This window comes from Pectobacterium sp. CFBP8739 (genome assembly GCF_013449375.1).
GTDB lineage: Bacteria > Pseudomonadota > Gammaproteobacteria > Enterobacterales > Enterobacteriaceae > Pectobacterium.
Genome location: NZ_JACDRR010000010.1, coordinates 441,946 through 466,705 on the forward strand (window position 1 = coordinate 441,946; position 24,760 = coordinate 466,705).

Annotated in this window: 28 protein-coding genes and 4 pseudogenes; 18 read left to right on the plus strand and 14 right to left on the minus strand. The window is 43.8% G+C overall.

The window, feature by feature from the left end; genetic code table 11:
- The first annotated feature begins 4 nt into the window (after window positions 1-4).
- Both iolE and iolB read left to right on the plus strand, forming a co-directional pair.
- Window positions 5-895: a myo-inosose-2 dehydratase gene (gene iolE, locus H0247_RS10470; RefSeq protein ID WP_180742474.1), complete on the plus strand. Its 891-nt coding sequence runs from the start codon at window positions 5-7 to the stop codon at window positions 893-895.
- A gap of 85 nt (window positions 896-980) precedes the next feature.
- Window positions 981-1,817, plus strand: a complete 837-nt coding sequence (iolB, locus tag H0247_RS10475) for a 5-deoxy-glucuronate isomerase (protein WP_180742475.1) — start codon at window positions 981-983, stop codon at window positions 1,815-1,817.
- A 118-nt stretch (window positions 1,818-1,935) separates the two neighbouring features.
- Here iolB and H0247_RS10480 read toward each other — a convergent pair.
- From H0247_RS10480 to H0247_RS10530, 11 genes and pseudogenes are all read right to left on the minus strand, one after another.
- Window positions 1,936-2,257: pseudogene (locus H0247_RS10480) on the minus strand (type II toxin-antitoxin system RelE/ParE family toxin).
- Window positions 2,257-2,535 (minus strand): type II toxin-antitoxin system ParD family antitoxin, encoded by a 279-nt coding sequence (locus H0247_RS10485; protein ID WP_180742476.1) that lies wholly within the window; start codon window positions 2,533-2,535, stop codon window positions 2,257-2,259. Before H0247_RS10485 ends, H0247_RS10480 begins: the two are co-directional and overlap by 1 nt.
- Before the next feature lie 76 nt (window positions 2,536-2,611).
- Complete coding sequence (locus tag H0247_RS10490; protein ID WP_180742477.1) at window positions 2,612-3,301, minus strand: ABC transporter ATP-binding protein; 690 nt, start codon at window positions 3,299-3,301, stop codon at window positions 2,612-2,614.
- 21 nt (window positions 3,302-3,322) lie between these two features.
- Window positions 3,323-5,020: an iron ABC transporter permease gene (locus tag H0247_RS10495; RefSeq protein WP_180742478.1), complete on the minus strand. Its 1,698-nt coding sequence runs from the start codon at window positions 5,018-5,020 to the stop codon at window positions 3,323-3,325.
- Entirely contained in the window at window positions 5,004-6,050 is a 1,047-nt protein-coding gene (locus H0247_RS10500) for a Fe(3+) ABC transporter substrate-binding protein (RefSeq protein ID WP_180742479.1), read from the minus strand. The genes H0247_RS10495 and H0247_RS10500 overlap by 17 nt, the downstream gene beginning before the upstream one ends.
- A 265-nt stretch (window positions 6,051-6,315) precedes the next feature.
- Window positions 6,316-7,269: pseudogene (locus H0247_RS10505) on the minus strand (family 1 glycosylhydrolase); the annotation flags it as partial.
- Window positions 7,248-8,348, minus strand: a pseudogene (locus tag H0247_RS10510) (PTS transporter subunit EIIC); the annotation flags it as partial. The pseudogenes H0247_RS10510 and H0247_RS10505, both read right to left, overlap by 22 nt.
- A gap of 129 nt (window positions 8,349-8,477) precedes the next feature.
- Window positions 8,478-9,284: a hypothetical protein gene (locus H0247_RS10515; RefSeq protein ID WP_180742480.1), complete on the minus strand. Its 807-nt coding sequence runs from the start codon at window positions 9,282-9,284 to the stop codon at window positions 8,478-8,480.
- Between the two features lie 108 nt (window positions 9,285-9,392).
- A complete protein-coding gene (locus H0247_RS10520) occupies window positions 9,393-9,845 on the minus strand; it encodes a hypothetical protein (protein WP_180742481.1) in 453 nt (150 codons plus the stop codon).
- A gap of 516 nt (window positions 9,846-10,361) precedes the next feature.
- Entirely contained in the window at window positions 10,362-10,700 is a 339-nt protein-coding gene (locus H0247_RS10525) for a DUF1869 domain-containing protein (protein WP_180742482.1), read from the minus strand.
- Window positions 10,701-10,710: 10 nt separating this feature from the next.
- Complete coding sequence (locus H0247_RS10530) at window positions 10,711-11,043, minus strand: DUF1971 domain-containing protein (RefSeq protein WP_180742483.1); 333 nt, start codon at window positions 11,041-11,043, stop codon at window positions 10,711-10,713.
- A gap of 379 nt (window positions 11,044-11,422) precedes the next feature.
- Between H0247_RS10530 and H0247_RS10535 the strand changes: the two genes are divergently transcribed.
- The 11 genes from H0247_RS10535 (at window position 11,423) to H0247_RS10585 (ending at window position 17,049) form a co-directional block, all read left to right on the plus strand.
- Window positions 11,423-12,013 carry a flavin reductase family protein gene (locus tag H0247_RS10535; RefSeq protein ID WP_180742525.1) on the plus strand — a complete coding sequence of 197 codons (591 nt, stop codon included), beginning with the start codon at window positions 11,423-11,425 and terminating at the stop codon, window positions 12,011-12,013.
- Window positions 12,014-12,587: 574 nt separating this feature from the next.
- Window positions 12,588-13,430: a DUF6387 family protein gene (locus tag H0247_RS10540; RefSeq protein WP_180742484.1), complete on the plus strand. Its 843-nt coding sequence runs from the start codon at window positions 12,588-12,590 to the stop codon at window positions 13,428-13,430.
- A 175-nt stretch (window positions 13,431-13,605) separates the two neighbouring features.
- Complete coding sequence (locus H0247_RS10545) at window positions 13,606-13,824, plus strand: AlpA family transcriptional regulator (RefSeq protein WP_109225875.1); 219 nt, start codon at window positions 13,606-13,608, stop codon at window positions 13,822-13,824.
- Window positions 13,825-13,856: 32 nt separating this feature from the next.
- Window positions 13,857-14,171: a hypothetical protein gene (locus H0247_RS10550; protein WP_180742485.1), complete on the plus strand. Its 315-nt coding sequence runs from the start codon at window positions 13,857-13,859 to the stop codon at window positions 14,169-14,171.
- A gap of 77 nt (window positions 14,172-14,248) precedes the next feature.
- Window positions 14,249-14,545 carry a hypothetical protein gene (locus tag H0247_RS10555; RefSeq protein ID WP_180742486.1) on the plus strand — a complete coding sequence of 99 codons (297 nt, stop codon included), beginning with the start codon at window positions 14,249-14,251 and terminating at the stop codon, window positions 14,543-14,545.
- Between the two features lie 49 nt (window positions 14,546-14,594).
- A complete protein-coding gene (locus H0247_RS10560) occupies window positions 14,595-14,831 on the plus strand; it encodes a hypothetical protein (RefSeq protein WP_180742487.1) in 237 nt (78 codons plus the stop codon).
- 26 nt (window positions 14,832-14,857) lie between these two features.
- On the plus strand, window positions 14,858-15,208 hold the full coding sequence (locus H0247_RS10565) for a hypothetical protein (protein WP_180742488.1): 351 nt from the start codon (window positions 14,858-14,860) through the stop codon (window positions 15,206-15,208).
- Window positions 15,209-15,276: 68 nt separating this feature from the next.
- On the plus strand, window positions 15,277-15,519 hold the full coding sequence (locus H0247_RS10570; protein WP_180742526.1) for a DNA-binding protein: 243 nt from the start codon (window positions 15,277-15,279) through the stop codon (window positions 15,517-15,519).
- Window positions 15,520-15,637: 118 nt separating this feature from the next.
- Window positions 15,638-15,961 carry an antibiotic biosynthesis monooxygenase gene (locus tag H0247_RS10575; protein WP_038908707.1) on the plus strand — a complete coding sequence of 108 codons (324 nt, stop codon included), beginning with the start codon at window positions 15,638-15,640 and terminating at the stop codon, window positions 15,959-15,961.
- Complete coding sequence (locus H0247_RS10580) at window positions 15,954-16,346, plus strand: amino acid-binding protein (RefSeq protein WP_151241842.1); 393 nt, start codon at window positions 15,954-15,956, stop codon at window positions 16,344-16,346. Before H0247_RS10575 ends, H0247_RS10580 begins: the two co-directional genes overlap by 8 nt.
- 1 nt (window position 16,347) lies before the next feature.
- Complete coding sequence (locus H0247_RS10585) at window positions 16,348-17,049, plus strand: helix-turn-helix transcriptional regulator (RefSeq protein ID WP_180742489.1); 702 nt, start codon at window positions 16,348-16,350, stop codon at window positions 17,047-17,049.
- 6 nt (window positions 17,050-17,055) lie between these two features.
- On the opposite strand, the gene H0247_RS10590 is transcribed toward H0247_RS10585, so the two are convergent.
- Together H0247_RS10590 and H0247_RS10595 are read right to left on the minus strand one after the other, a co-directional pair.
- The gene (locus H0247_RS10590; RefSeq protein ID WP_180742490.1) at window positions 17,056-17,535 is read right to left on the minus strand and encodes a DUF4756 family protein; all 480 of its coding nucleotides are present in this window, start codon (window positions 17,533-17,535) and stop codon (window positions 17,056-17,058) included.
- 89 nt (window positions 17,536-17,624) lie between these two features.
- Window positions 17,625-18,331: pseudogene (locus tag H0247_RS10595) on the minus strand (hypothetical protein).
- A 1,276-nt stretch (window positions 18,332-19,607) separates the two neighbouring features.
- Between H0247_RS10595 and H0247_RS10600 the strand changes: the two are divergent.
- The 5 genes from H0247_RS10600 to H0247_RS10620 all read left to right on the plus strand — a co-directional run bounded on the left by H0247_RS10600 (window position 19,608) and on the right by H0247_RS10620 (window position 23,803).
- Window positions 19,608-20,411, plus strand: a complete 804-nt coding sequence (locus H0247_RS10600) for a hypothetical protein (RefSeq protein WP_180742527.1) — start codon at window positions 19,608-19,610, stop codon at window positions 20,409-20,411.
- Window positions 20,412-20,542: 131 nt separating this feature from the next.
- Complete coding sequence (locus H0247_RS10605; RefSeq protein ID WP_180742491.1) at window positions 20,543-21,268, plus strand: hypothetical protein; 726 nt, start codon at window positions 20,543-20,545, stop codon at window positions 21,266-21,268.
- Window positions 21,269-21,309: 41 nt separating this feature from the next.
- Window positions 21,310-21,597 (plus strand): hypothetical protein, encoded by a 288-nt coding sequence (locus H0247_RS10610; RefSeq protein WP_180742492.1) that lies wholly within the window; start codon window positions 21,310-21,312, stop codon window positions 21,595-21,597.
- Window positions 21,598-21,815: 218 nt separating this feature from the next.
- Entirely contained in the window at window positions 21,816-22,601 is a 786-nt protein-coding gene (locus H0247_RS10615; RefSeq protein WP_180742493.1) for an HNH endonuclease signature motif containing protein, read from the plus strand.
- A gap of 293 nt (window positions 22,602-22,894) precedes the next feature.
- Window positions 22,895-23,803, plus strand: a complete 909-nt coding sequence (locus tag H0247_RS10620; RefSeq protein WP_180742494.1) for a hypothetical protein — start codon at window positions 22,895-22,897, stop codon at window positions 23,801-23,803.
- Between the two features lie 77 nt (window positions 23,804-23,880).
- Here H0247_RS10620 and H0247_RS10625 read toward each other — a convergent pair whose 3' ends face one another.
- The gene (locus tag H0247_RS10625; protein ID WP_180742495.1) at window positions 23,881-24,258 is read right to left on the minus strand and encodes a hypothetical protein; all 378 of its coding nucleotides are present in this window, start codon (window positions 24,256-24,258) and stop codon (window positions 23,881-23,883) included.
- Between the last annotated feature and the right edge of the window lie 502 nt (window positions 24,259-24,760).

Sequence of the window (24,760 nt, forward strand, 5' to 3'; positions counted from 1 at the left end):
TAACATGACTGTTCAACTTGGTATTAATCCACTCACCTGGACCAATGACGATTTGCCTTCTCTGGGCGCGGAAACGCCGCTGGAAACCTGCCTGAGTGAAGGCCGGCAGGCCGGCTTCGCCGGTTTTGAATTAGGTAATAAATTCCCACGTCAGGCCAGCGTGCTGGGGCCTATTCTGCAAGCGCACGATCTGCGCTTAGTCTCCGGCTGGTATTCCGGCGAACTGCTCACCCGTTCAGTAGAAGAAGAGATTGAAGCCGTGCAGGGGCATCTGGCGTTGCTGCGCGACCTCGGTGCGACGGTGCTGGTGTTCGCCGAAGTAACGGGGGCGATTCACGGCGACCAACAGAAGCCTGTCCATCTGCGCCCGCGTTTCCCAGAAGATCGCTGGCCGGAATACGGCAAAAAGCTGACCGAGTTTGCGCGCTACACGCAAAGTCAGGGCGTGCAGATTGCCTATCATCACCACATGGGGACGGTGATTGAAAGCGCGCAGGACGTGGATAATCTGATGGAACATACCGGGCCGGAAGTCGGGCTGCTGCTGGATACGGGACACTTTACGTTCGCGGGTGCCGATCCGGTTGCAGTGGCGAAGCGTTGGATTAACCGCATTAATCACGTTCATTGCAAAGATATTCGCGCCGATGTGCTGAAAGACGTGAAAAACCGCAAGACCAGTTTTCTGGACGCGGTGCTGAGTGGCGTCTTTACCGTGCCGGGCGATGGTTGTGTCGATTATCCGGCGGTGTTCAGCATCCTGAAAGCCCATAACTACAGCGGATGGCTGGTGGTCGAAGCGGAACAAGATCCGGCTGTCGCGCATCCGCTGACGTACGCGACACTGGGCTACAATAACTTGCAACGTTTCGCCCAGCAGGCGGAATTGATCTGATTCGTGGTGATATCCCCCGACTTCACGCTGCCAGCAGACCAACGTGCAGGCAGCGTGAAGTCGGGGGAGATAAAGGAGGCAAAAGATGTCCCGACTGTTATCACGCCATCGTGCCCCTGACGAACAGGGCCGTACGCAGCACATCACGCCGGAAACGGCAGGCTGGCGATACGTGGGGTTCGATGTATATCAACTGGCACCAGAACAGGTGCTCTCGTTACCTGCCAGCGATAACGAACATTGTCTGGTGCTGGTGAGCGGCAAAGCGACGGTGGTCACGCCGAGCGAGCGCTTCGAGCACATTGGCGACAGAATGAGCCCGTTTGAGCGCAGAAAACCCTATGCGGTTTATGTCACGGCGGGAGAGTCGGTGACGGTCACGGCGCACACGGCGCTGGAACTGGCGGTTTGTGCCGCACCGGGGTTCGGCACGCATCCAACTCGGCTGATTGCGCCGCAAGATATCGACGCCGAGCAGCGTGGAGTCGGCAATAATCAGCGCTATGTGCATAATATTTTGCCCGAAGACAAAGAGGCGGATAGCCTGCTGGTGGTTGAAGTGTACACTGATGAAGGCTGCACCAGCTCTTATCCCAGCCACAAGCACGATGTCGATAACCCGCCGAACGAAACCTATCTGGAAGAAACTTACTATCATCGTTTGAATCCAGAGCAGGGGTTTTGCCTGCAACGCGTCTATACCGATGACCGGTCATTAGATGAATGCATGGCTGTCTACAATAGGGATGTGGTGCAGGTGCCACGTGGTTATCACCCTGTCGCCACTATCGCAGGCTATGACAGTTATTATCTGAATGTGATGGCAGGCCCGACGCGCCAGTGGCGTTTTACCTGGGAAGCGGATCACCAGTGGATCAACAGTCCCGAGTATGCGGATAAACACCAGCAGGGCAACGGGTAGTTCCTATAATGGCAAGCGAGCTTAAGTATGGGCAGTGGCTTATGGATAACTTGTAGGTCGCTGCCCTATTATTTGGGGAAACGCATTTCTGGAAAAATAGTGGGTTAACCAGATGCTTTTAATCAGTTTCATCTAACAGCAGGTCGCTTTCATAATCCTGACCGCCATGCCAAATGCCCAGAACCGTTACCGCTTTTTTTCTCTTTTTCCACCATAAAAGCAATGAGTGTTCTTTTACGATGATTGGTAACACGCAGCCCTGGTAAGATATCGCTGCGTTGGTTTCCTCTTTCAGGGAATAACTCAAGCGATTCGCAATAACTGACAATGCTTTCGGTATAGCTGAGTGCTGTTTTGGGTGAGGCAACTTTCGCTATGTAGCGATACAGTGCTGCCAGTTGTTCTTCCGCTTCCGGTGCGAATATGACCCTGTAGTCCATTACTCTTCTCCGGTCATCTTCCTGAACTCGGCTTTTAATCTATTTCTAATGTCGCTACTGCTGAGGCTTTCTGTTTCACCGCGTTGCAGCGCGTTCCAGGCGGGAACGACTTGTTCTTGCAGCCAACTCTCTACTGCATTATCGCGTGCAATCAGCGCTCGAAGTCCTTCCCGAATAACCTCACTTTCTGACGCGTATTCACCGCTGGCAACTCGGGCTTTCACCTGAGCAGCCATTTCATTCGGTAGCGTTATACTCATCTGTTGTGTTGTTCTCATTGCCTACCCCTTGAGCTTACCGATAGGATTTAATCATACTCATTATTTCCCATGTTGTCAGGGGCGAGCCACTGAATCAACCGTCTCGGTTCATCGAAATAGTATCGAGCTTACCTTCTTTCAAATAGCCAATATGGCTTGCCATTAGCTCGGCTTCCTGTTCGCTGTGTGTGACCAGAAGCGCGGTTTGTCCGGCGTCGCGCAGGATGTCGCGCACCTCCTGTCCCAGCCGTTTGCGGCTGTCGGGATCGAGGCTGGATAGCGGTTCGTCGAGCAGTAGCACAGCAGGTTGCGGAGCCAGCGCCCGCGCCAGCGCGATACGCTGCTGTTGTCCGCCGGACATCTCATGCGGGTAGCGTTGTGCCAGCGAGACGAGATCGACTAGCTCAAGCATGGCGCGGACGCGTGATTGCTGTAGACCTTGCGGCTGTTTTCTCAGGCCAAAGGCAATATTCTGCGCGGCGGTCAGATGGGGAAACAGCGCATAATCCTGAAATACCATCCCGACGTTGCGCTGTTCCGGCGGCAGATGGAGGTCGGGGCCGGCTACACAACGTCCGCCGACGTGAATCGTTCCCTGAGTCAGGTGCTCAAAACCGGCAATTGCGCGTAAAGCCGTGGTTTTACCGCATCCTGATGCACCTAGTAGGCAAGCCAGTTCACCCGCGGCAACTTCCATAGAGAAACCGTTCAGCACGTGATGAAGATTATGCTTGTGCCCGTAGGCGACGTGGACATTATTCAGAACGAGTGTAGCCTCAGACACCTTGACTCTTCCTCATGATTTTCATTCTTTCTCAACCGACGTTTTTAGCTGGCTGCGCGCCAGCAGCACAACGGGCAGTGTACCCGCCAGCACAATCAGCAGTGCGGCAATCGCGCCTTCTTCGTAGGTGCCTCTGGCGGCTTCGGCATACAGAACGGTCGCCAGCGTTTCGAAATTGACCGGCCGCAGCAGCAGCGTGGCGGGGAGTTCTTTCATCGCGTCGGCAAACACCAGCAGCGCACTGGTCACCAGCGCGGGGCGCAGCAGGGGAAGGTGTACGCGGAAAAACGTGACGAATTCACTTTCGCCCAGCAGTCGCGACGCCTGCTCCATCACGGGAGGAATGCGTGTCAGCCCAGCATCGAGCGCACCAATACCCATCGCCATGAAGCGAATCGCGCAGCAGATCACTAGCAGGATACCCGCGGAAAGCAGCGGCAATCCTTTATAGCCAATCAATCCCGCGAGGAAATTATCCGTTGCCATGCCGGGTGTCATCAGGCCAATTGCCAGCACTGTACCGGGTACGGCATAGCCCAGCGACGCGATTCTCATTAGGGTGCGGCGACGTTCCGGTGATCGGTCGGTGATGGCCGAATGACGGGCATACCACGCAATAATCAGGCTGACGAACGTCACGACCAGCGTGACGCCAACGGCCAGCAGAAGCGAGTTCTGTAACGACTGTATCAGCCCGGCGGATATCGTCACGCTATCACCCAGCCGTTTGGCGCTTTCCCAGGCCAGAAAGAGGGCTGGGGCGATAAAGCCAAGCAGGATCGGTAATGCCGTCGCGCAGGTTGCCAGCCAGGCGCGAACGCCTTTCAACGGCGCGGGCACGATGCCGCGCATCTGTCGGCTGGTGCCGTAGCGCTGGTTTTTCCGGCCGTAATATTCCAGCGTCAGTAGCAGGATGACCACCATCAGCATGGTGCAGGCAATTTGTGCCGCTGCCGGTAAATCCGAACGGGTGACCCAAGTAGTGTAAACCGTCACGGTCAGCGTATTCACCCCAAGGAATTCGGAGGCACCAATATCATTCAGCGTTTCCAGCAAGGCCAGACTGGTGCCGACGGCCAACGCAGGGCGCGCCATCGGCAGGGCGACGTGCAGGAAAGTGCCCGTTGCGCTCAATCCTAGCGTGCGTGCGGCTTCCAGCAAGTGTGCTGGCTGACTGATAAACATCGCGCGCATGGTTAGATAAACGTACGGATAGAGCACCAGCCCGAGCAGCAAAATCGCGCCCGTCATGGAGCGCAGATCCGGCAAGCGGAACTGACGCGGGCTGTCGTAGCCCAGCACACTGCGGATCGCTTCCTGAATCGGCCCAATGGGATGCAGTAGATCGAGCCAGGCAAACGCGACAATGTAGGTTGGCATCGCCAGCGGCAGCAGCAGCGCCCAGCTAACGAATTGCCTGCCTGGGAAATCAAACGCGGTCACCAGCCAGGCGCAACCTGCGCCAATCACCATGACGAGCGCGCCGACGCCGACGAGCAGAATCAACGTATTGAGCGCGGCATCGGGCAGCACGTAGCGCATCAGGTGATCCCAATGGCCAACACCCGCGCCAGCCGCTAGCCAAAGCAGGGAAACCAGCGGGGCCAGAACACCGAGAGCAATGATGACGACAGCGATGCGAAGCGGAGAAAAAAAGAGGCGCGGTCGCCCGAAGGCGCCGCGCATCGTTGACGAACCGGTCTTATTGATCGAATCCAACTTTATCTACCAACTGACTGGCCTGTTTACGGAATTTAACGATGTCGGTCAGCGGAATGCTATCCACAGTAACTTCACCAATCGTGCTGCCAATGGTGGAATCCAGCGTGACGCCTTTGCGAACTGGATATTCATAGTTTGCCTGTGCGTAGATCTGCTGAGCTGGAGCGGAGACCAGATATTCCATCAATTTCACGGCTTGATCTTTATGCGGAGCGTGGCGTGCAACGGCTGCACCGCTGATATTGACGTGTGTGCCGCCGTTTTCAAAGGTAGGCTGAACCACCTTGATGGCATCGCCCCATTTACGGGCGTCGGTGCCTTCTTTGGCATTCTTCATGTGGCCGACATAATAAGAGTTCGCCAGACCCACATCGCAGATGCCGCCGAGGATATCGCGCGCAACGTCGCGGTCACCACCGGTGGCTTTACGCGCCAGATTGTCTTTCACGCCGCGCAGCCAGGTTTCGGTTTTGGCTTCACCGTGGTGGGCAATCATCGCGGCAACCAGTGCGGTATTGTAAGGGTGTTGACCCGCTCGGATACACACTTTGCCTTTCCATTTTGGATCGGCCAGATTTTCGTAAGTAATGCCGGTCAGCGGCAGGGATTTTTCCGCGTAGAGCACGCGTGAACGCATCGACAGGCCAAACCATTGATTGTCTTTATCGCGCAGCGCAGCCGGGATGACCTCGGTTAGCGTGCTGGACTGAATCGGCTGTGTGACACCGGCGTCTACCAGATCGATCAGGTTACCGGCATCAACGGTCATCAGCAGGTCAGCCGGAGAGTTCTGGCCTTCTGCCTTCACTCGTTCCAGCATACCGTCCTTGATGAACACGGTATTGACTTTAACCGACGTCTCTTTGGTGAATGCATCCAGCAGCGGCTGAATCAGGCCTGGCTCACGCGTGGTGTAGAGGGTCAGTGAGTCATCTGCGGCAGCAGGCAGGGCGTAGGCCACCATCAGTGATGAAGCCAGCGTCAGCAGGCGCGCTTTTTTGCGCAGAACAGACAGCGTTTTTGACATGTTATTATCTTCTCCAGAGTGAATGTGATGCGTAAATGAATAAAATAAGGAGATATTTTCGGCAGGTGACAAAAACTATATATGATAATCACTCTTGTTTGCAATCTCATTAGTGCTTGCGCGCTGTTATCGTGATGACGGTCAACATAGCTTTTTTCACTTTAATCACGTTTTTTTCCCATCACACGGTTTTTTCAATCACGTTGCTTCCCATGACAACGGTCCCCTGTCGTTGCTCACACGGCCTGCGGCAAGCGTCTGCCTGTCAGGAGAGGTCGGCGCCATTCGTCGCGATGACCTTCTGATACCAGTAGAACGAATCCTTCCTCAGCCGCGCCAGCGAGCCGTGGCCTTCGTCATCCTGATCGACATAGATAAAGCCATAGCGTTTGGACATCTGTGAGGTGCCCGCACTGATGATGTCAATCGCGCCCCAACTGGTGAAACCCATCAGTTCAACACCTTCGCCAATCGCTTCACGCATTTGCTCGAAATGTGAACGAAAGTAGTCAACGCGATAAGGATCGTGGATTTTCCCGTTCTCGACAACGTCTTTTGCCCCCAGACCGTTTTCGACAATAAATAGCGGCTTCTGGTAGCGGTCGTAAAGCTCCAGCAGGGAGATTTTCAGCCCGATAGGGTCGATCTGCCATCCCCAATCCGAGGCTGGTAGATACGGGTTTTTCACGCCCAGAACGGTATTCCCCGGTATTCTTTCGGCATCTGGCTGTGTGGATTCGGTGAGCGACATGTAATAGCTGAACGACACAAAATCCACGGTGTGTTGCTTGAGAAGAGCCAAATCGTCGGGCTTCATGGTGAGGTGGATGCCGCGTCGCTCAAGGTCGCGCTTGATGAGCGGCGGATATTCACCGAACACCTGTACATCGGCATAAAAGTAGTTTTCGAGGTTCTTTTTCAGCGCGGCTTCGACGTCTTCCGGGCGGCAAGAGTGCGGATAAGTCGTCAGTTTGGTCAGCATGCAGCCGACCTGGCTGCCTGGGATTTTTTCGTGGCAGTCGCGGGTGACGATGGCTGACGCAACAAACTGGTGGTGCAGTCCCTGATAAATATCCTGTTTGGCCTGTCCCAGGGCGCTTTTCTCTTCACGGATCCCCGCCGTAGTAAACGGATGGCGATGAATACTGTCGATCTCATTAAAGGTCAGCCAGTAGCGCACCAGATTCTTGTAGCGATCGAAACAAACATGGAGATACTGGCCAGGCCGGGGCCAACCAGCGCGAAGGCTTCGATCGCCATCCAGCCGATAAACTCGCCGCCGACCAGACTACCTGCCAGCACGCTGTAGAGCGCCTTTTTATTCAGCAGCGTAATCCCGTACAGCGCGGGTTCGGTGATGCCGAACTGGCTCATGGAGGACACGGCATAGGGCAGCATCGGCTTATGCATCCCCGATGCCACCATGAAGGGCAGCGCAGCGGCGAGTAAGCCTGTCGCCACAAAGCCCAGTTTGCTGTACAGCCAGAGGATCACGCTAGCCAGCCCTGCACCGAGTTCATAACCGAGCGGGCCAAGTACCAACAGCGTGACGGGAACGGTGACCAACAGCGACAGCATCGGTGACAGGAAAATACGCAGCGCGCTCGGCGAGTAGCGATTGAAGAGCTTTTCGGTTTGCGCATAAAAAATGACGCACAGAATCGCCGGGAAAACCTGCGAGGCGTAAGCGACGTTTTTCAGGTCGAGAGAGAGAAATTCCGCGCCTTCCGCTAGCTGTTTAGACATGGCAGGCAGCACCATGACTGAGACGGCGGAAACGGCGACCAGCACATTGACTTTCAACTTCATCGCGGTGGTGATCCCTACCAGAATCGGCAGGAAATAGAGTGGTGCGGAACCGATGTTATCCAGCACTTTGTAGGTTGAACTGTCTTTAGTCAGCCAGCCGAGCAGGTCCAGCAGCAATAGCAGTGACTTGAGCACACCGCCGCCAGCAATCGCAGGAACCAGCGGCTGAAATACGCTGATGATAAAATCGATGACAAAAGCCGTGCGGTTGGTTTTTGCTGGCACGGTGCGGCCCGTTTCTTTGCGGCCTGCGGCGAGGTCCTGCACCGCGTCGTACACCCGCATCACTTCGCTGCCGATGATCACCTGGCACTGTACGTTGACCCGAACGCCCAACACGCCCGGCACTTTCTCCAGCTCGCGCTGGTTCACCTGACTATTGTCATAAAGGCTAAACCGTAGCCGCGTAGAACAGTGCTCAATGTGCTCAATGTTGTCAATTCCACCGACCAATGTGATGGTAATAGCAGAATGGAAGGGGAGCCTGATGACGTGATTCGACGGGCTGATGCTGCAATGTACGCCAATAAAGTCACGCGAGAAAAAGATCAAACCCGCGCTTTTGAGGTCATCGCAGCACAACCATAAATGCCCTAGGCAGAGGTCATCATCTGCTTATCAGGCACCTTTGGTTTCATCCAACGTGAGTTTGCCATCTTTTAAATGAAGTTTGGTGAGGGAGAGAAGTTCAAACAGGCGGTTGAACGGATCGGCATCTTTGCCTGATTCCCCAGTCATAAAGTTGAAGTCCATCTCTATCAGGTACTTCAGACGTGGTACATAGCCTTCCGGTGCCTGCGCTTGTTCAATTAATGGCAGACCCTCATGGTGCTCTAACACCATTTTGAAAAATTCGGTTTGTTTAAACTCACCGCGACTCCACTCCAGTTTGCTTTGTGCTATGGCCATCGTGCGCCACACTTGTTCCTGGTCATAAGCCTCGCTCCAGGCCGCACGCCGCTCATTCACCGTAAAGGTTCCGCTATCGTCATAGGTAATCAGCGCCAGCTGTTCACGAGACAGGCCTTTGAAGGGATTACTTCCTTGACCGTTGTTATAGGCTGTTGCTTGTTTTGCTCTGGCTAACCGCTCGGGGTCATCACTATCGGGGACTTCCGCATCGTGAGTTTTTCTGTTGTTAGCGTAATTCACACCGAGAATTTCATCATGTGTACTTTTGGCTTTGGCTGCCAATGCATTGCGATCGCTTGTTGCATCTCTGGCTTCGGCCCTGACGGCGGCGTCGCTGAGCTGTTTTGCCAGCGTTGTAATGCCGCTATTCTTTTTATTTGAATAACCATCAGACGCCGTAGATGCAGGCTGTGTGTTTTCGGATACGTTTTCCTGCTTTTTTATCGAGCGACTGTCATTGGTGGACTGTGCATCTGCCACCGTACTTTTTGAAAGGCCATTGAAGTTAATCATTCGTTCTTCTCACTCGTTGTGATTCAGGGATAAGTAACGACTCATGCTGCTTATCCCTATTCATAAAAAATGCCTGAGTGGTTGCTCAGCGATTTTTCAGTACGGGTGTTATCTCATGGTAATTTCTACATCTGAGTCGTGAGTATTGACGTTGGCATACGTTACTCTTAAGTCACAGCGTGCGCCGTTGCTAGGCGTGGTGCTCTTAGTCCATTGGGGGATTTTATTTCCCAACACATATTTCACAGTATACGTCATATCAAACTGGCAAACTTTGGCTCCAACTTTGTAACGAACATGCATTGAACCAACGTCACTGATTGGATTGGAGATCGTATATTGATTTGAATTCCCAGACTTGACGAATTCACTCGGTGTAGGTGACGCATTCGCCTGTGAAAAAATTTCTGCTGTCGTTGTTGGCGAAAAAATGGCATCCGGAGCACTGGATGCGCCAAGATTCTTAAAGGTGACATTGAATTTCGGGCCCGCATTAGCCGCTGCTGATGCTAAAAAGGCTGTCATGAACAGTGAGGACAACAGGATATTGCTTGATTCCATTTGAAAAACTCCATGTATTTTCATCTGCGACCACAGTCTTTTTATTTTTTCTAACCGATCACGCGGAATACGACGCTGTGTGCTGTAGCCATAAACGCAGGCAGACCGCGTGATTTAATAATAAATCGGCATTTTATAAAAAATGTTTAAGTATTTATGGTTATTTTCATAACGCCCTATAGGGTTTGAAAATCTATTTTCTTTCTATTCTTAGTTTATCTACGCTAATAATAATCATGATAATTATTAATTTGCATGTTCTATTTCTCCAAAGTGGGGTGATTGTGTTAGACGAACCGCTATAGATAGGTTTCACGTACTGAATGAGATAATCAACTAATGCTAATATGGTTATTTGGAACAATCGAAGGGGAGGGACACAGGGGCGCTTGGTAAGTCAAAAGACATCCAGCGCCTGTTTTAATGAGAGCGGGTACTAAAGGTAGCGCTTAAATCATTCGAACTGCGGGAAAATCGATACAGGGGCAGCTTGAATAGTGATGAAACTATATTGCTTTACCAGCCGCAGACGTTAGTCTCTTCATCTGCATCGTAACCGCGTACGATATTAACGAGATCTTTTACCGCTTCAGCCGAAACTGTCTTGTCTTTTAATTCATCAACCGTAGAGAGCGCTTTATCGACGGATACGCCGTTATTATTATTTGTGACCGTTAGCAAAAAACCTTTTTTATTTTCTCTGGTTGATGACAATTCATTGAGTAATTCAACCACTGCACTTGTGGCGAAATCAGGCACATAAAACGCCATCGGCTTGAGATAGACTTTCTCTGCCTTTTCCTTATTGTCTCGGTTCAACAGTGTTAATGAATACCCTTTGTTTTCACTTGTCATTATGCTTACCTCAACCTTCTATCAGAATTTTTGGATCGACATAAAAATCTACGTTGAATAGCGTATCATCAGATAACGCTTCTATTCTGTGCCATTTTTCTGGCGGGAATACGCCAAATTGTCCGGCTTCAATAGTCAGTGTTTCGACGGGATCAGGACTGGTCTCATTGGCGTAACCATAATAACGGATTGTCCCTTGCATCACGCACAAACGTGGGTAAACACCTTGTCGTGTTCCGGCATCCAAATGGCGTTTCCAGATAGATGCTGGTGCCGTTTCCTTTGTCCAAAAAGGCGTTGTACGAGTGTGAATATAATTCGCGGGTATGACAATTCGTTCCATGTTTAAACCTCATGTTTTACCCAGTCCCATGATGGGTGGGAAGGAAAGAATGATATGATGTATATCATATACCTCTTTTTGTGTTTGTGAATTGTTTTCTGCTAATTAATTCTTACAGTACCGCAACATTTTGCAGAAAATCCATATTATCAGGGGCAATACTTCCCTATTTGGTTATTTATCTCATCTCACTGGTGGAGATAAAAACTAACATCAAGGAATAGTTACATTAAGTTATTTTTTTTGATGTTCCCCTTATTAGTGATGTTGATTCTAAAAAACATCCTTATTGGTACTCAATTAGGGTTATTGTTAAAGATAAATCAAAGGAGTAAAAGTGAAAAATATAACGCTACTCGATGATGAGGTTCGAAATCAAATGAAAAAGAAGGTAAAACTCAGTTCGTTTTATTATGGCTTCCCTGTTTTTCTTGTTACGACGACGGATAATAACAACGGAAATATCAATATTGCTTCTGTATCGTCGTCAATTTCTCTCGGCGATAAAATTATTATCGGTGTCACTAAAGGAAGTAAGACCTGCAGTAATTTATTATCTGGTTCCGATGTTGTCATCAATATTCCTGATTACAAACTGTGGGAGAAGGTTGAAGAACTGGGAAAATTAACCGGGAGCGATGTGCTATCTGAAGGTCAAATTAAATGGGGTGTCCAGGTCTGCCATGATAAATTCTCCAAAGTCGACCTTCATACTGAAGCCTCTAGCGATATTGCGCCGCCTCGGGTGATTGAATGTCCTATTCAGGCGGAATGTAAAACTATCAGCACGACGGACAAAGGGCGTTTTATTCTCGTCGAACTGGATATTGTTAATGTCTGGGTAGATAGCGAGCTATTAGGAGCGAATGGTGTTGTTGATTCGTCAAAATGGAAGCCTCTGATCTACAACTTCCGCGAATACGACACCACGGGGGACGCATTAGGTTTTAATTTTAAATACGGCCATTAATATTACGGGGGAGAACGCTGCTGTATTATTTATTTTCAGGCGGTAGCACTCTTTCATGCTGTTGATGAAAGGGGCTCTCCATGCTGATGTGATCATTCCATTTTGGGGTCACGCCGTCATCGAACTAACTTGACCCCAAATCTGACCACCAAATGCTCCCGATGCGGAGGGTAAACTGAAAATGCATCGGGAACGATTCTCAGGTGGAACGCATTGAATAAAACGATAAAAGCAAAAATCCCGCTTAAATTTCTTTAAGCGGGATTTTCTAAATTGGCTCCTCTGACTGGACTCGAACTTCATCTGTATCTCCTGTTATTTCTGGTCTAGAGAAAATGTTGTTTATTTTTACCATCATATTTACCAACGTTTTTTAATCCGGTGTCGATAAAATGTCAATTATATTCAATTGGTTATGACAACATGCGGTGCTGAACTCTATTGAACAATATGCATACTCGGGCTTGGTATGCTTTTGCTTTTATCCGCTCTATTTCAATAGATTAGCACCATCAAAACCGATATCTTTAGGCATAACATATCAAAGAGATAAGTAAAACCAAAAGGATACGTTATGACCAAAGCGGAGATCGCCGAAGCTGTTAAGGAATGGTTCAACATTGAAAACTACAGCGTCCTGCAAAATTTGACAGTGGAACAGCTTTTCCAAGAGATAGAGAACAGGATTGTCGCCTATCGTATGGAACAAAACCGGGCTGAGCTGTCTCCTGAAAACCTTCGCAGGCATCAGAAATATTACGAAGAGCTGATTGAAGGCAAGGTCGTGTTTGGTGATGTTTTCGGGGGGCCAGAAAAAAGACTGTCTTCCAGCTATGCCATCAAGCCTGTCACACACCAAGGGCTATGGGAGGTGGCGGGTTATGTGGCTGCTTTCGATAAATACGTTAACCCGGAAGGAAAACCCCTACCCCATATGGAAGTCTCACACTATCTGAAGGAAGCCGGGTTAAACAACGAGGGGCTGATGCTGGTTCAAATTAATCTGGCGGAAACGTCATCCGAAGAAATCATCAATCACCTGAAAGTAATGGTTCCTGAGTGGAAAGAACAACTACAGGCTCCTGAGCCTCCAGCCAGAGATTTTCGCTTTGGGGTCAGCAACCTCAAAAGAATACTCGATTACAACATCATTCCCATCATGGATTTGCTGTTCTGGGCGCAGGATGAAGAGGTCAGGATTGGTATGCCGCAACTGACTAGCTTTTTATACCCTGATGAGTTTAAAGACGGTATTCGTGATGTTGAAAAAGTGAAATCAACAGATCATCCACTGGCAGTCAAGTATCTGACAAAGCTTGCTCACTATCAGTCTTTTGTAGATTTTACATACAGATACGACGACAGAAGACACTGGAAGGTTAAGGATCTCATCACTGACGAACTCGGCGAGGACTAACATTCCCGGAGGCGGTGTGTTGCGCAATGCAGATATCGCCTACATTCACTCAACCTGAACATACCCTATTTTTATCCTCCCAAAAATCTGCGTAAAAAACTCTTTTCTGAACATCCCTCTTAAATCATAAGAAAAATCCATACAATTATCTCATCGAACAACACAGGAGATAAATATGGTTCAAATCGTAGTAAATAAAAAACAACGCCTTATCCGTTTACCAGAAGTGATTAGAAGAACAGGATTTGGAAAGACATGGATTTATACGCTTATTAAAGCTGGTCGCTTTCCATCGCAGGTTAAAACGGGTTTAAGGTCTATTGCCTTTATTGAAAGTGAGATTGATGCATGGATTGAGAAAATCATTTCTGATTCACGTCCTGTATCTGAATAACAAACATTTTAATAACAACAAGAGGAAATAAAATGAATAGTAATGAAATGAAAAATATCAAAGAGTCATCTACCAATGTTTTTACTGCTATGGCGAAGAATCTTTATATCACAGGAATACGTATATATAAAGAACAAGAAGGTTATGAGGTATTGGAAGCCATAATGTTAGATAGCAACAGAACGGAATCATATCTTTCGCATGTTAAAGAATATCTGGCAAAACGCTTTGATGAACATATGGAAGATGCGGCTAAGAGAGAAAGACTTATCTATGTTGATATGGATAAGGTTATGCATGAAATGAGATATGTTCATACTCAAGCATTACTTTTTAGTATGAGCTAACAACAGCATATTCGGCCCCGAAAGGGGCTAATAAAAAACAATCAATTAAATAAACATTTAACTATGAGGATACAAATATGTCTAAAGAAAAAATAGGTGTTAATAAATCAACCGGACTGTTCTATAACCTTGCATGTAGATCGTTTGCTGCAAGCTGGAATCTGTTCATGGAAGTTAATGGTGATGGTGACGCCAATGATTATTTGGATGACCCGGATTTTATGAGTCCATTTATTATTCATGTGATTGACCATATTCAGAACAACTTTGAAAGATTCACTGCCCAAGAGGGAAATGATGGTGATATTAATGAGGTTAACTTTGAACTGGTCGCTGCCATGTTAGTCGATTATTCAGACAGCTTTAGAAAGTAAGAACTCACCTTGCCCCGCAAGGGGCTAACCAAAATATAAGAGAAAATATATGACAAATAAAATGTCTGTAGTAGTAAGTATGCTGTGCGAAGGAACCCCGAAAGTAAAGAATACTATTCAAGAAAGCCTAGATGTGTTTCTTGCTCTGAGCGGGTATTCAGTAGAAGAAATGATAGGAGATAAAAACTTAGTAGATGCATTAAATCGACATATAAATAACGATTTAGTCGATGAGTTAGGTCTGGAATACGGTTCTGTCATCATCAATGTCGTTTATAATAACTAACCATTAACATAATAAAAGGATTAAAGATGAAAGAGATTATATTAAATAAAAATGAAGAAGAACAAAACGAACTTATTGCCAACATCTTACAAGGATACTGTGATGAGATATATGGTATTTATGAAAAACATCCTGAAACAGCAATCGATATTTTGAACGATGGTTTCATGTCAAGCGTCATATATGATGTTTTGATAACTCGTGAGATGAAGAAATGCTCTATCAAAAATGATGTATCTGATATAAATAGAAGGGATTTAAAAGCCGATATCTTGTATTGGCATCAAGAACACATCATTGAACTTGTTTCAAAGAATATAAATCAGGATGAAAATCAAGATCCTGTTTATTGGAAGCTAAAAGTGACAGTTGTTTGATTTTAAATATTATGAATATTCCCTCGAAAGAGGGAAATAACATGAATGATAAAACTAAGAGGTATAATATGATTGATGAATTCCATGTTATGTTTATGTATAGAAAAATCCAAGCAGAAGCGGCTACTACTGACTTAAAGACATTGAATGAACTGTTGACGAAGTTCCGCAAGGTAGTAGCGGAACGCCGTGAAGAATACTATCAGGATATTGGCGAGAAAAAGGCTCAGAAATTGAGGGATAAGAGATTACAGAAGTTACTTGAGAAAATGGGGCGGGATCGTGTATCACCTGAAGACCTTTATCACTGACACCTGACACTGCTACAGATGCTATTGATGATGACATCCATATTTCGCCCTCCATCGAAGTGTTCGGCACTGAAAACGATACAGTCATACCCGTGTCTAATACATAGAGGGTAGGAATGTGATCGCAGTGCTTTTTGAAGCAGATGTTGTTGCCACACAGCAAGAACGTTATCTCCAGCTTGCTGCTGAATTGAAACCGCTATTAGCAGATATTGATGGTTTTATTTCTATCGAGCGTTTCCAGAGTCTGACAACGGCGGGAAAGATACTGTCATTGTCTTGGTGGCGGGATGAAGAGGCCGTATTGCTATGGAAACAAAATGTTTTGCATAAGGCGGCTCAATCAGAGGGACGTCAATCTATCTTCTCGTTTTATCGCATCCGTATTGCCCATGTACTCAGAGACTATTCATCAGAAACCAGAGGTCAGACCGATGTATGACATCCATGTTGTTTTAAAGAACACACCGGGCGAACTGGCTGCACTGGGGACGGTATTAGGTCAAAACGGTATTGGCCTTGAGGGTGGTGGCGTATTTACTGTTGCAGACAAAGCACACGCGCATTTTCTTGTTGAGAAGGGGGATGCTGCCAAAGCCGTGCTGGAAAACGCAGGATTTCAGGTTGAAAGCGTATGCAGACCACTGATCCGAAAACTTAAGCAAGAGCGCCCCGGTGAGCTGGGAGAGATAGCGGCAATGCTGGCTGAGAAGGGGGTTAATATCCTGTACCAATATAGCGATCATGCAAACCAACTGATCCTTGTGACTGATAATGATAGGCTTGCCAGTAAAGCAACGGAGAAATGGGCTGTCGTGCCTGAGTAACATGTTAAAACACGCTAATTCAACAGATAGCGGTGATGCTCTGGAACATTCAATGGCGGCCTTAGCTGCTGCCATGTCTGATCCTTCCCGCATAAAAATGCTCTGCGCATTGATGGATGGACGTGCATGGACAGCGACAGAGTTAAGTGCGGTCGTTGATATAGCGGCATCAACTGCGAGTGCGCACCTGTCCCGACTTGTCAGTGAGGGACTGATTACCTGTCTTTCTCAGGGGCGTCATCGTTATTACCGTCTGGCAGGAACAGACATTGCCGGGCTGATTGAGAACATTATGGGCGTGTCATGGCGTTCGGTTTCATCAGCTAAAATCAGCACCCCTTCCTCGTTACGAGTTGCCCGGACGTGTTATGACCATCTTGCAGGTGAAATCGCTGTTCAGATCTATGATTATATGGTTGTTGAAGGGTGGATAACGCCAGATGGTGTTTCACTGACGCTATCGGGACAAAATCAGTTCCGAGAGTTAGGTATTATGCTCAACCCCAAAACACGGCGTAAAGCGTGCTGTGCTTGCCTTGATTGGAGTGAGCGGCGGTTTCATCTTGGTGGCGAAGCGGGGGCTGCATTTTTTACGTATTGTGAGCAAAAAGAATGGTTAACCAGAATTTCGGGATTTAGGGAAGTAATCATTACTTCCAGTGGAAAACAGGCGTTTAAAAAATTGTTCAAGTTGCATACGTAATATAATTTACACAGCCATTTTCCTGCGTTTTGTATTAGATATTCCAAAATCTGCTGAAATACTGGAAAGCTGCTCAAGACTCTGCTCAACAGAACGTTGAAACTGAAGTGCTGCTTCTGTACGCTGTTTTATAATTAGGGATACAATTTCTTCATCACTTTTTTCTTGAATTGTTTTCCTATAAAGACTACGTTCATAAAATTTATCAAGATTCCCTGATGATTTTGCAGATGTGTTAGCTGTTGAAAAACTTATAGGATTAAGTTCACCGATGAAATTACCCACAAGTGATTGTCTCTTCTTATCCAGTCTGCGCAGTTCACTATGAGCAGATCTATATTTATCTACTTCGGTACCAAAAGGTGTAGCCTCACGAACTTTACGATAGCCTTCTAAATATTCATCCATTGATGGTTGTTGCTTTAGTTTTTCAACTGTTTCAAAATAGGTTAATAAATCACTGTTATCTAGTTTTGTTTTTCTCATAATATTTCCTTTAATTATATATATTAATGGATAGAGAGAAAGTGTCAAATACAGAGAGATAAAAATAATACAATGTGCGAATAAATAGATTATATTTTTTCATCGTCATTAACGTATTCATGGTAATCATCGAGCATGTTATTTTCTGAGATTGAGTCCCAATCAATATCATCATCAGGTGCAGAAAGTGATGGTGTTTTATCTTCCTTTTTTGTTGTTTCTTCTTCATCCTTATTATTTATAAATATGGACTCTTTATATACGGTAGAAAAAACATTCTCGACGCCTTCACTGGTAGTTCTGAGCGATTTTTTACATATTCCTTACGTGTTCCATTAAGCGTTCTGTACTGGCCTTTCAGAAAGAGATTGGCATTTATTAATGTATGCTTACCATCTAATATAAGGATGCCTTTATTGATAAGTTTTTTCCAGCATTTGCATACATTTGATTTACTCATGTTCAGTTCTTCAGCGAGTGCTGATTGAGATATACTGGCTATAAGATTACCATGCTGCATGAGCTTACATAATCGGATCATTATTGTGTATTCAGCGCCAGACATGTTCTTTCCGAGCTTTTCCAGATTATCTAAAAAAGCGTGAACATAGGCTATTCCCGGTTGTATATCAGAACTATGCTCTTTCCTTACATTCACGGTTATTTTATCTTTTCTATTTCGGTTATAAAAACTGTAAATCTCTAGCTTTTGTTTATCTGTGAAGTGATTTCTGTTGATATAGTTTTCTACTTCCTCATTGCTTGAGTTCATTATTGTGTTGTAATCAATGATCATAAGTATTCCTTTTATTATTATAATATTATTTATATATAATGCAGGGCGTTATCTTGTCAAAAATAAATGTGAAAAAAGGAAAAATAATACACTTTTGCGAAATTGCGTTCACTTTTCTGGATATGTTAGATCAGTGAAAAGTTTCCACAGAAGAAACTTTAGTTTCCGTACAGGAAACTTCGATTTCCCCAGAGGAAACTTAAATTTACGTACAGGAAACTTTTATCGTTAAATCTCTTTAAAATATAATAGGTTACGACTCCTTAATACTGTAATATGTTTAATAACCTTAACGTGAAGTGTGCCGACTAAAATGCACCATCTGATTTCTGTTTTATTTTTACTCTCGGTTATGAACAGCAAGTGATTGTTTTATACAATCACAAAGCGCAGTCGATTACATGAAAGTATTGTTATTGTTTTCCTTCTGTTTACTGGCAGCTATCGCCGCAATTCTTTATGGATAAATCCATTTCTAACAGGGATGAACCCTGTTTCAGCAATGTGATTGTTTTGGACAATCACTAAGTGCTGCTTCTCTAAATATAGTTTTCCTATACGTTTAAGAGCAAATGCTATATGTTATCGCGGTAATGCTATGTTTAAACATAGGATCAAATCATTAACTTGATGATAAAACGATCTGAAACAGATCTTTTCCTCTTTCATCATCAATCATCGAAAAACACATTATCAATATAAAAAATTTATATCAGAGTTAGGGCGTAGCCGTGCTTATGAAAACAGATTCATCGTTTTCGATAGCACATGAGCGTCAGCTCATAGATGGTGGTGATTTTCAAAAAAGAGGTTAGTGAAATAAAAAGGAAAGCTTCGCAATAAAAAATACATCTTGCACATAATAACAACCAATCATTTTCAATGTTGAAACCCCACAAGGCGATCATAAAAATCGCCCGGTTTCTTTTAATCCTCTTAAGTATTATCTCTTACTTCTTGCAAAATTAAATTAAGGAAAAATCGGCATGTAGCCCTTGCGGTATAAGGCTTAGGACGAAAGTATGCGACTGACTGTACGGTCAGTGTTCCTGACTCTATAGTCAGTATTCCTGACTGCACAGTGAGCTTTCCTGACTTTGCAGTCAGTTTATATGTCATTTTATAGCTTAAAAACGACAGTGATTTAAATTATCGTCACTGGAATAGTTGCGATATTTAAAATATTTTCGCAAAAAAATATGCAAAAAAACTTGATATCTATTTCGTGCATGGTATTTAATTCATTATAAATAAAATAATAAGAGGTAATAACATGATGAATGAAATAGATGTTGATTTAGACTTAGGCTTAAATCCTTTTTGTTTTGAGACCGATTTAAAGATTGAAACACGAAAAAAAAATCTGACCGTTTCAAGGGGAACAGAACTTATCGAAAGGAAAGATACCAGTAAAAGCTACTTCGCCAATATTGTTCATACACAAGAGGTCGATAAAGAAGAGTTCATTAAACTCTATACCTCTCAGATAAAAGCATACTTTGATCTCACGAAAACAGCATACAAAGTGTTTTTCATCTTTTTACGAATATATCAGGATGCGATAGGAAAAGATCATTTTTACCTAAGTTGTAAAAAAGCAATGTCGCTTGCGGAAAAAATTGATCACTTTGTCTTGTCTGAATCAATCTTTTACAGAGGGATAAAAGAACTTATCGAAAAACGTATCATTGCTAAAACCAATGAAAAAAACTGGTATTTCATAAATCCTGCTATTGTCTTCAATGGTGATCGTGCTCGTTTTGTTTCAGAGATTATAAAAAAGAAAGAAGCAATGGAAGAACAACCCGAAAGCATAGTCGTCAGTTGTAGCGGTAATAGCAAACTTAAAGATAAAAACAGGTCAATTGAAGCAGTTATGCAAGAAGTTAATAATCAAGAAGACATAGATTTGTTAATCGCAAGATTGCAGGCTAAAAAATCCAAAGGGGAAATGATGAGTAAAAGCATGGGTGGGAATGTTGCTACTGAAGAAGCGACTCTTTTACCACCAGAAGAACCTTTAGATTGGGATAATATTCAGGGCGATGGTTCATTTACAAAGATGATGTTCAGTGATTGAGTAAGTTAAGCTATACGCGAGTATCACATATGAAAACACAGGGAAAAGTGTTATGTATATTATCTGCGTTAAATTTGATTTCCCTAAAATAAATATAGTATTAAAAATAAAACAAAAAGGAAAATCAAACAATGAATAATATTAAAATCATTACGCTATTTAATGCCAATGAAAAAATACCATTTATGACCTGCATAGTTAAAGATGTTGAAGAGAATGAATGTGGGATAAAACTTACCCTCGAAAACGACAATAACATATATGTTAAAGATTACGACTCCTTCTTCCTGTCTGAGTCAGCAAATGATTGTGATAAGGAACGAATGGTAAATGTGTATGGGAGATTGATTTCTGAACTCAGCCAAGTAAGCGAAGAAACAATAAGATCTCTGATGTCAGAAACCAAAGCCTATAACAGTCAACATCCCAACACACCCGTTAGTGTTTTGGATGATTACTATTACTGCGGTAGGGTAAAAGCTAATGCTCCAGATGAATCCGCACTGATGAACGCGCTCGGCCTACAGGATCTACGTGAGGCCATCGCTGAAGATAACTTTTTATCCGAAGTGGAAGCCCTCGGTGGTATCGTGCTTCACGCCGACATGGGCTATCCGGTGCTCGAATACAAAGGTACAGACATCAGAATAGCGATAGAACCAATAAACCCTGCGCCTATGCAAGATCTAACTAATGGCTATGTGGTAATGTTCAGAAATGGTGAGTTTGAGCATGAGATTGAGGGCGATCTCTATGAGGCATTGTCTCAGGCTGTTGATAGGCTTAAGATCTCTGTTGTGTTGTGTGAGAATGAAAATGAATTATTAAAGCGAAATCATCCCCTTCCTATGTCTTAACTGTGTGATATAATTGTAGCATAAGTATACAAGAGGAGTTTATGAGCTATATCCCTAAAAATGCAGACCGTATTGCTCGTATGGTGGCAGAGCTCACTCAGAGAGGATCCGTTCCAATACAAGGTAAAACAGTTGAAGAACTCCGTGTTAACTTGTTGCGTGATATTTGGGGTCTTGATGAGGTTAGTAATGTTATTGAGGAATCTAATGACCGTCACTATAAAAAAATTTTGCAGGTTGAAATATCTACCGTTTTCGCGTCAAATAGTGCCTATTACAAGTATGGTGCTGATAAAGAAAACCTGTTAACTCAGCTTATTAATAAGTAGCAAACGGATGGTAAGGTAGAGATTTACGAAACAAAGAGCGAACGCATTTGGGGATGAAGATACTGGTGCTAAGAATAATGAGAATGATTCGAGATGAATTGGAGAGAAGAGCTAAATTAGATAATAAATAAATTAGGGCTAAATTTGAATTTGAAGTGTTATTTTTTAATACATATATTTACGCTGGTTTATAGTTTTAATTTTAAAAGGGAATAACAATGTCTACATTAAATCCTGACATAAAGAAATTATATGGATTATCTGCTGGTAGGTGTAATATATGCAAAATAGATCTATTCGAAAATAATGTACACATTGGCGAGATGGCTCATATCATAGCAAAAAACTTCAATGGACCGAGAGGGAAAAAATCTATTTCTACCGGTAGGAATTCGTATGATAACTTAATACTTCTCTGTGCCAATCATCATACTGAAGTTGATAAAAATCCGACAATTTATACTGTTGAAAAACTTCAACAGATAAAATATGAACATGAGGGATATGTAAATTCAACTCTTTCATTTTCTAATAAAGAAAGAATTAATGACATTTATTTTATAAATACTTATATGAAGTTTGTTCCATTCTCAAGATTAAATTTTTATGTAGATCTTATACCTCATTCAGTAGAAATGAAGATAACTTTATTTGGTGATATGTTTGATGCTTTACTTCTCGATCTTCCAACTTATTATCCATTAAATGACACGAGCCTTGCTCATTATTTTTCGACCTTTATAACTAATTATAATAAATTATGGGGGGTTATAAGCGGTGATACACAAGTAGATGGTAGGATATATCAGAATTTTAGTTCTAATGATAGTTGTTCTCAGATAAGAATGGAAAAGAGAAATCTACCATTCCAAGTTGTTAAAGATATGAGTGAATTATTGATTCTTAGAAAGAATGAACTTTTACATTCTTATTATGAGCTCATTAATTTTTTAAGAAGTAATTATAAAGAGGTAGATCTGGACGCATTTTCACACAACATGTGATGATGCATTTAAACATGCGGCTGTAAATTAAATGCTTTTAATTGGTTGAAAGCGTTTTAGGTATTCTATCTTACTTAAACTTGAAAAAGCTTCTGTAAAGTTAAATAAAGTCAATAATAGTGAGTTTGAGCATGAGATGGAGAGCGAACTCTATGAGGTGTTATCTCAAACTGTTGATAGGCTGAAGATCGCTGTTGCGGTGCTTGAAAATTAATAGATTCCGTATATGTTCAAAGTTGAATTTTTGTCATGTTATTATCTTATAAAAACTTAAAGACTAAATGGATAACATTATGAGAGAATATATTTTCAATCTTTATTATTTTGCTACTGACAATTTAATAACACATGTTGCAGCAGTTATTTATATGCATAGCGGTACCGATGAGCAAAAAAGAAAGTATTTACTCTCAAAAGTTGGAACTGACTTATCTATAGCTAAATATGGTGATATACCAACAATACTTAAAGATAAAGAAAATGGTATATCAATAGAAAGAATAAATTCTTTAATGAGGCTTGATAACCTAACATATATTTTTTCTGATTTACTTAAAGGATACGATGAGAATTCTTTTTTTGTAATAACACCAATTCAGAATGGCAATATAAACTATCAGTTTAGATTAGAATATGAACCTTTGCGGCAGCATCATATTGATAAGTTTTTAGGCTTAGATTCTTTATCGAATAATGATTACCTTACAAAATATTATGTAAACGAAAAGTTTAATTTAACTCAGCTGTTAGTTGATGATCACTTTGTTCCTATTCATCTTTTATTCAATCATGGGCATTATATTGCTAGTGTTAAATTATTATTGTCATTTATAGATACTATTGCTTGGATCGATATAGGTGAACATCATAATTTTATTAAATGGGTTAATCTGTATGCAGATTTAACTACTTTGGGAATTACTGCTGATGAGTTATGGGAGTTAAGAAATTCTCTATTACATATGTCTAATTTAGAGTCTAAGAAAGTTAAGAAAGGCGATGTGCGAAGAATTAGCCTTACAATACAACAGCGAGATTCATTCGAAACAAAAACTATCGGCGATACAACCTATTTTAATTTAATAGATTTTATTTATATTATCGAGAATGCGATGATTAAATGGGTTGAAACTTATAATGAAGATAACATTAAAATAATTACTTTCATTGAGCGCTATGATACGATAGTTAGAAATTCATAGATCTTGAGTCTATTGATTTTCATTCATTGAGAGACCTACTTGAGCATAGGTCTCTTACATATTTAAATGGACATTAACTAATCCAACAACCCACGCGAAACCTTACTCGCCGTCTGGCTGAAATTATATCGGTCAACAACATTCCCCTTGAACCAGATCTCAAGGGAGTTCATGTGAGCCGTGTTGCTGTTCTTCAGCAAGGCCAGACCGGGGATGTAGTTCGAGATCTGGCTCTCGCCTGACATGCTGGAGTAGGACCACATTTCCTGACCATCATTGGTAGCGCGCGTTTGTGGTTCCCCAAATGCGTTAATAACATCTTGCTGGGTCGTTTTCCCCTTAACGATTTTAGTTTTTACGGTTTGTTGGGTTTCGTCTTTAAGGGATTTGTTGCCATAGGTGGTGCAAGCAGTAAGAGGCAGGATCACCAGAGCAGCGATAAACAGTTTTTTCATGTTAACTCCATATAAACAGTAAACGTAAAACAGGCGTAAAGAAGCCGGGGCCAGATGCGATATACCTCTGGCTATAAAATTTGTATTAATGACTGGCGAAGAGAGCCGCATATCAGAAGTCTATGAATCTTCTTGTCTAATCAGCTAACGGCATCCCTCATGGTTGTTTTCCCTGATGTTGCATTAATAAAGGCCAAGAAAGGGCTATAGGGCAGTGCTGGCTGTTCGTCACAGGGCTTAGCGTTCTATCCCCACAAATCAGCGCATAAACGGTCCAGTGAGCCTTCTGTTCACTTTATCCAGTAACGATTCATCTAGCAAGAAAATGATCGGTAATGCAGATCGATAAATTGATATTGATAGTCTATAGCGATTAATAACGTTTTTTCGATCGGTAAGTTAATTGATTTAATCGATCGATATATATTTAATGATAGATAACAGCTATCGTTATTTTGATTTTGATCGTTACAAACGATATGACGGCCCACAAAAATAATTG

Coding starts and splice junctions, on each gene's coding strand:
- H0247_RS10565 (WP_180742488.1), top strand. CDS start 14,858: ATGAAAGAGATTATATTAAATAAAAATGAAGAAGAACAAAACGAACTT.
- H0247_RS10550 (WP_180742485.1), top strand. CDS start 13,857: ATGAATAGTAATGAAATGAAAAATATCAAAGAGTCATCTACCAATGTT.
- H0247_RS10615 (WP_180742493.1), top strand. CDS start 21,816: ATGTCTACATTAAATCCTGACATAAAGAAATTATATGGATTATCTGCT.
- H0247_RS10610 (WP_180742492.1), top strand. CDS start 21,310: ATGAGCTATATCCCTAAAAATGCAGACCGTATTGCTCGTATGGTGGCA.
- H0247_RS10530 (WP_180742483.1), bottom strand. CDS start 11,043: ATGGAACGAATTGTCATACCCGCGAATTATATTCACACTCGTACAACG.
- H0247_RS10525 (WP_180742482.1), bottom strand. CDS start 10,700: ATGACAAGTGAAAACAAAGGGTATTCATTAACACTGTTGAACCGAGAC.
- iolE (WP_180742474.1), top strand. CDS start 5: ATGACTGTTCAACTTGGTATTAATCCACTCACCTGGACCAATGACGAT.
- H0247_RS10570 (WP_180742526.1), top strand. CDS start 15,277: ATGATTGATGAATTCCATGTTATGTTTATGTATAGAAAAATCCAAGCA.
- H0247_RS10590 (WP_180742490.1), bottom strand. CDS start 17,535: ATGAGAAAAACAAAACTAGATAACAGTGATTTATTAACCTATTTTGAA.
- H0247_RS10515 (WP_180742480.1), bottom strand. CDS start 9,284: ATGATTAACTTCAATGGCCTTTCAAAAAGTACGGTGGCAGATGCACAG.
- H0247_RS10545 (WP_109225875.1), top strand. CDS start 13,606: ATGGTTCAAATCGTAGTAAATAAAAAACAACGCCTTATCCGTTTACCA.
- H0247_RS10605 (WP_180742491.1), top strand. CDS start 20,543: ATGAATAATATTAAAATCATTACGCTATTTAATGCCAATGAAAAAATA.
- H0247_RS10520 (WP_180742481.1), bottom strand. CDS start 9,845: ATGGAATCAAGCAATATCCTGTTGTCCTCACTGTTCATGACAGCCTTT.
- H0247_RS10540 (WP_180742484.1), top strand. CDS start 12,588: ATGACCAAAGCGGAGATCGCCGAAGCTGTTAAGGAATGGTTCAACATT.
- H0247_RS10485 (WP_180742476.1), bottom strand. CDS start 2,535: ATGAGAACAACACAACAGATGAGTATAACGCTACCGAATGAAATGGCT.
- H0247_RS10500 (WP_180742479.1), bottom strand. CDS start 6,050: ATGTCAAAAACGCTGTCTGTTCTGCGCAAAAAAGCGCGCCTGCTGACG.
- H0247_RS10580 (WP_151241842.1), top strand. CDS start 15,954: ATGTATGACATCCATGTTGTTTTAAAGAACACACCGGGCGAACTGGCT.
- H0247_RS10585 (WP_180742489.1), top strand. CDS start 16,348: ATGTTAAAACACGCTAATTCAACAGATAGCGGTGATGCTCTGGAACAT.
- iolB (WP_180742475.1), top strand. CDS start 981: ATGTCCCGACTGTTATCACGCCATCGTGCCCCTGACGAACAGGGCCGT.
- H0247_RS10535 (WP_180742525.1), top strand. CDS start 11,423: ATGAAAAAGAAGGTAAAACTCAGTTCGTTTTATTATGGCTTCCCTGTT.
- H0247_RS10560 (WP_180742487.1), top strand. CDS start 14,595: ATGACAAATAAAATGTCTGTAGTAGTAAGTATGCTGTGCGAAGGAACC.
- H0247_RS10600 (WP_180742527.1), top strand. CDS start 19,608: ATGAATGAAATAGATGTTGATTTAGACTTAGGCTTAAATCCTTTTTGT.
- H0247_RS10620 (WP_180742494.1), top strand. CDS start 22,895: ATGAGAGAATATATTTTCAATCTTTATTATTTTGCTACTGACAATTTA.
- H0247_RS10555 (WP_180742486.1), top strand. CDS start 14,249: ATGTCTAAAGAAAAAATAGGTGTTAATAAATCAACCGGACTGTTCTAT.
- H0247_RS10625 (WP_180742495.1), bottom strand. CDS start 24,258: ATGAAAAAACTGTTTATCGCTGCTCTGGTGATCCTGCCTCTTACTGCT.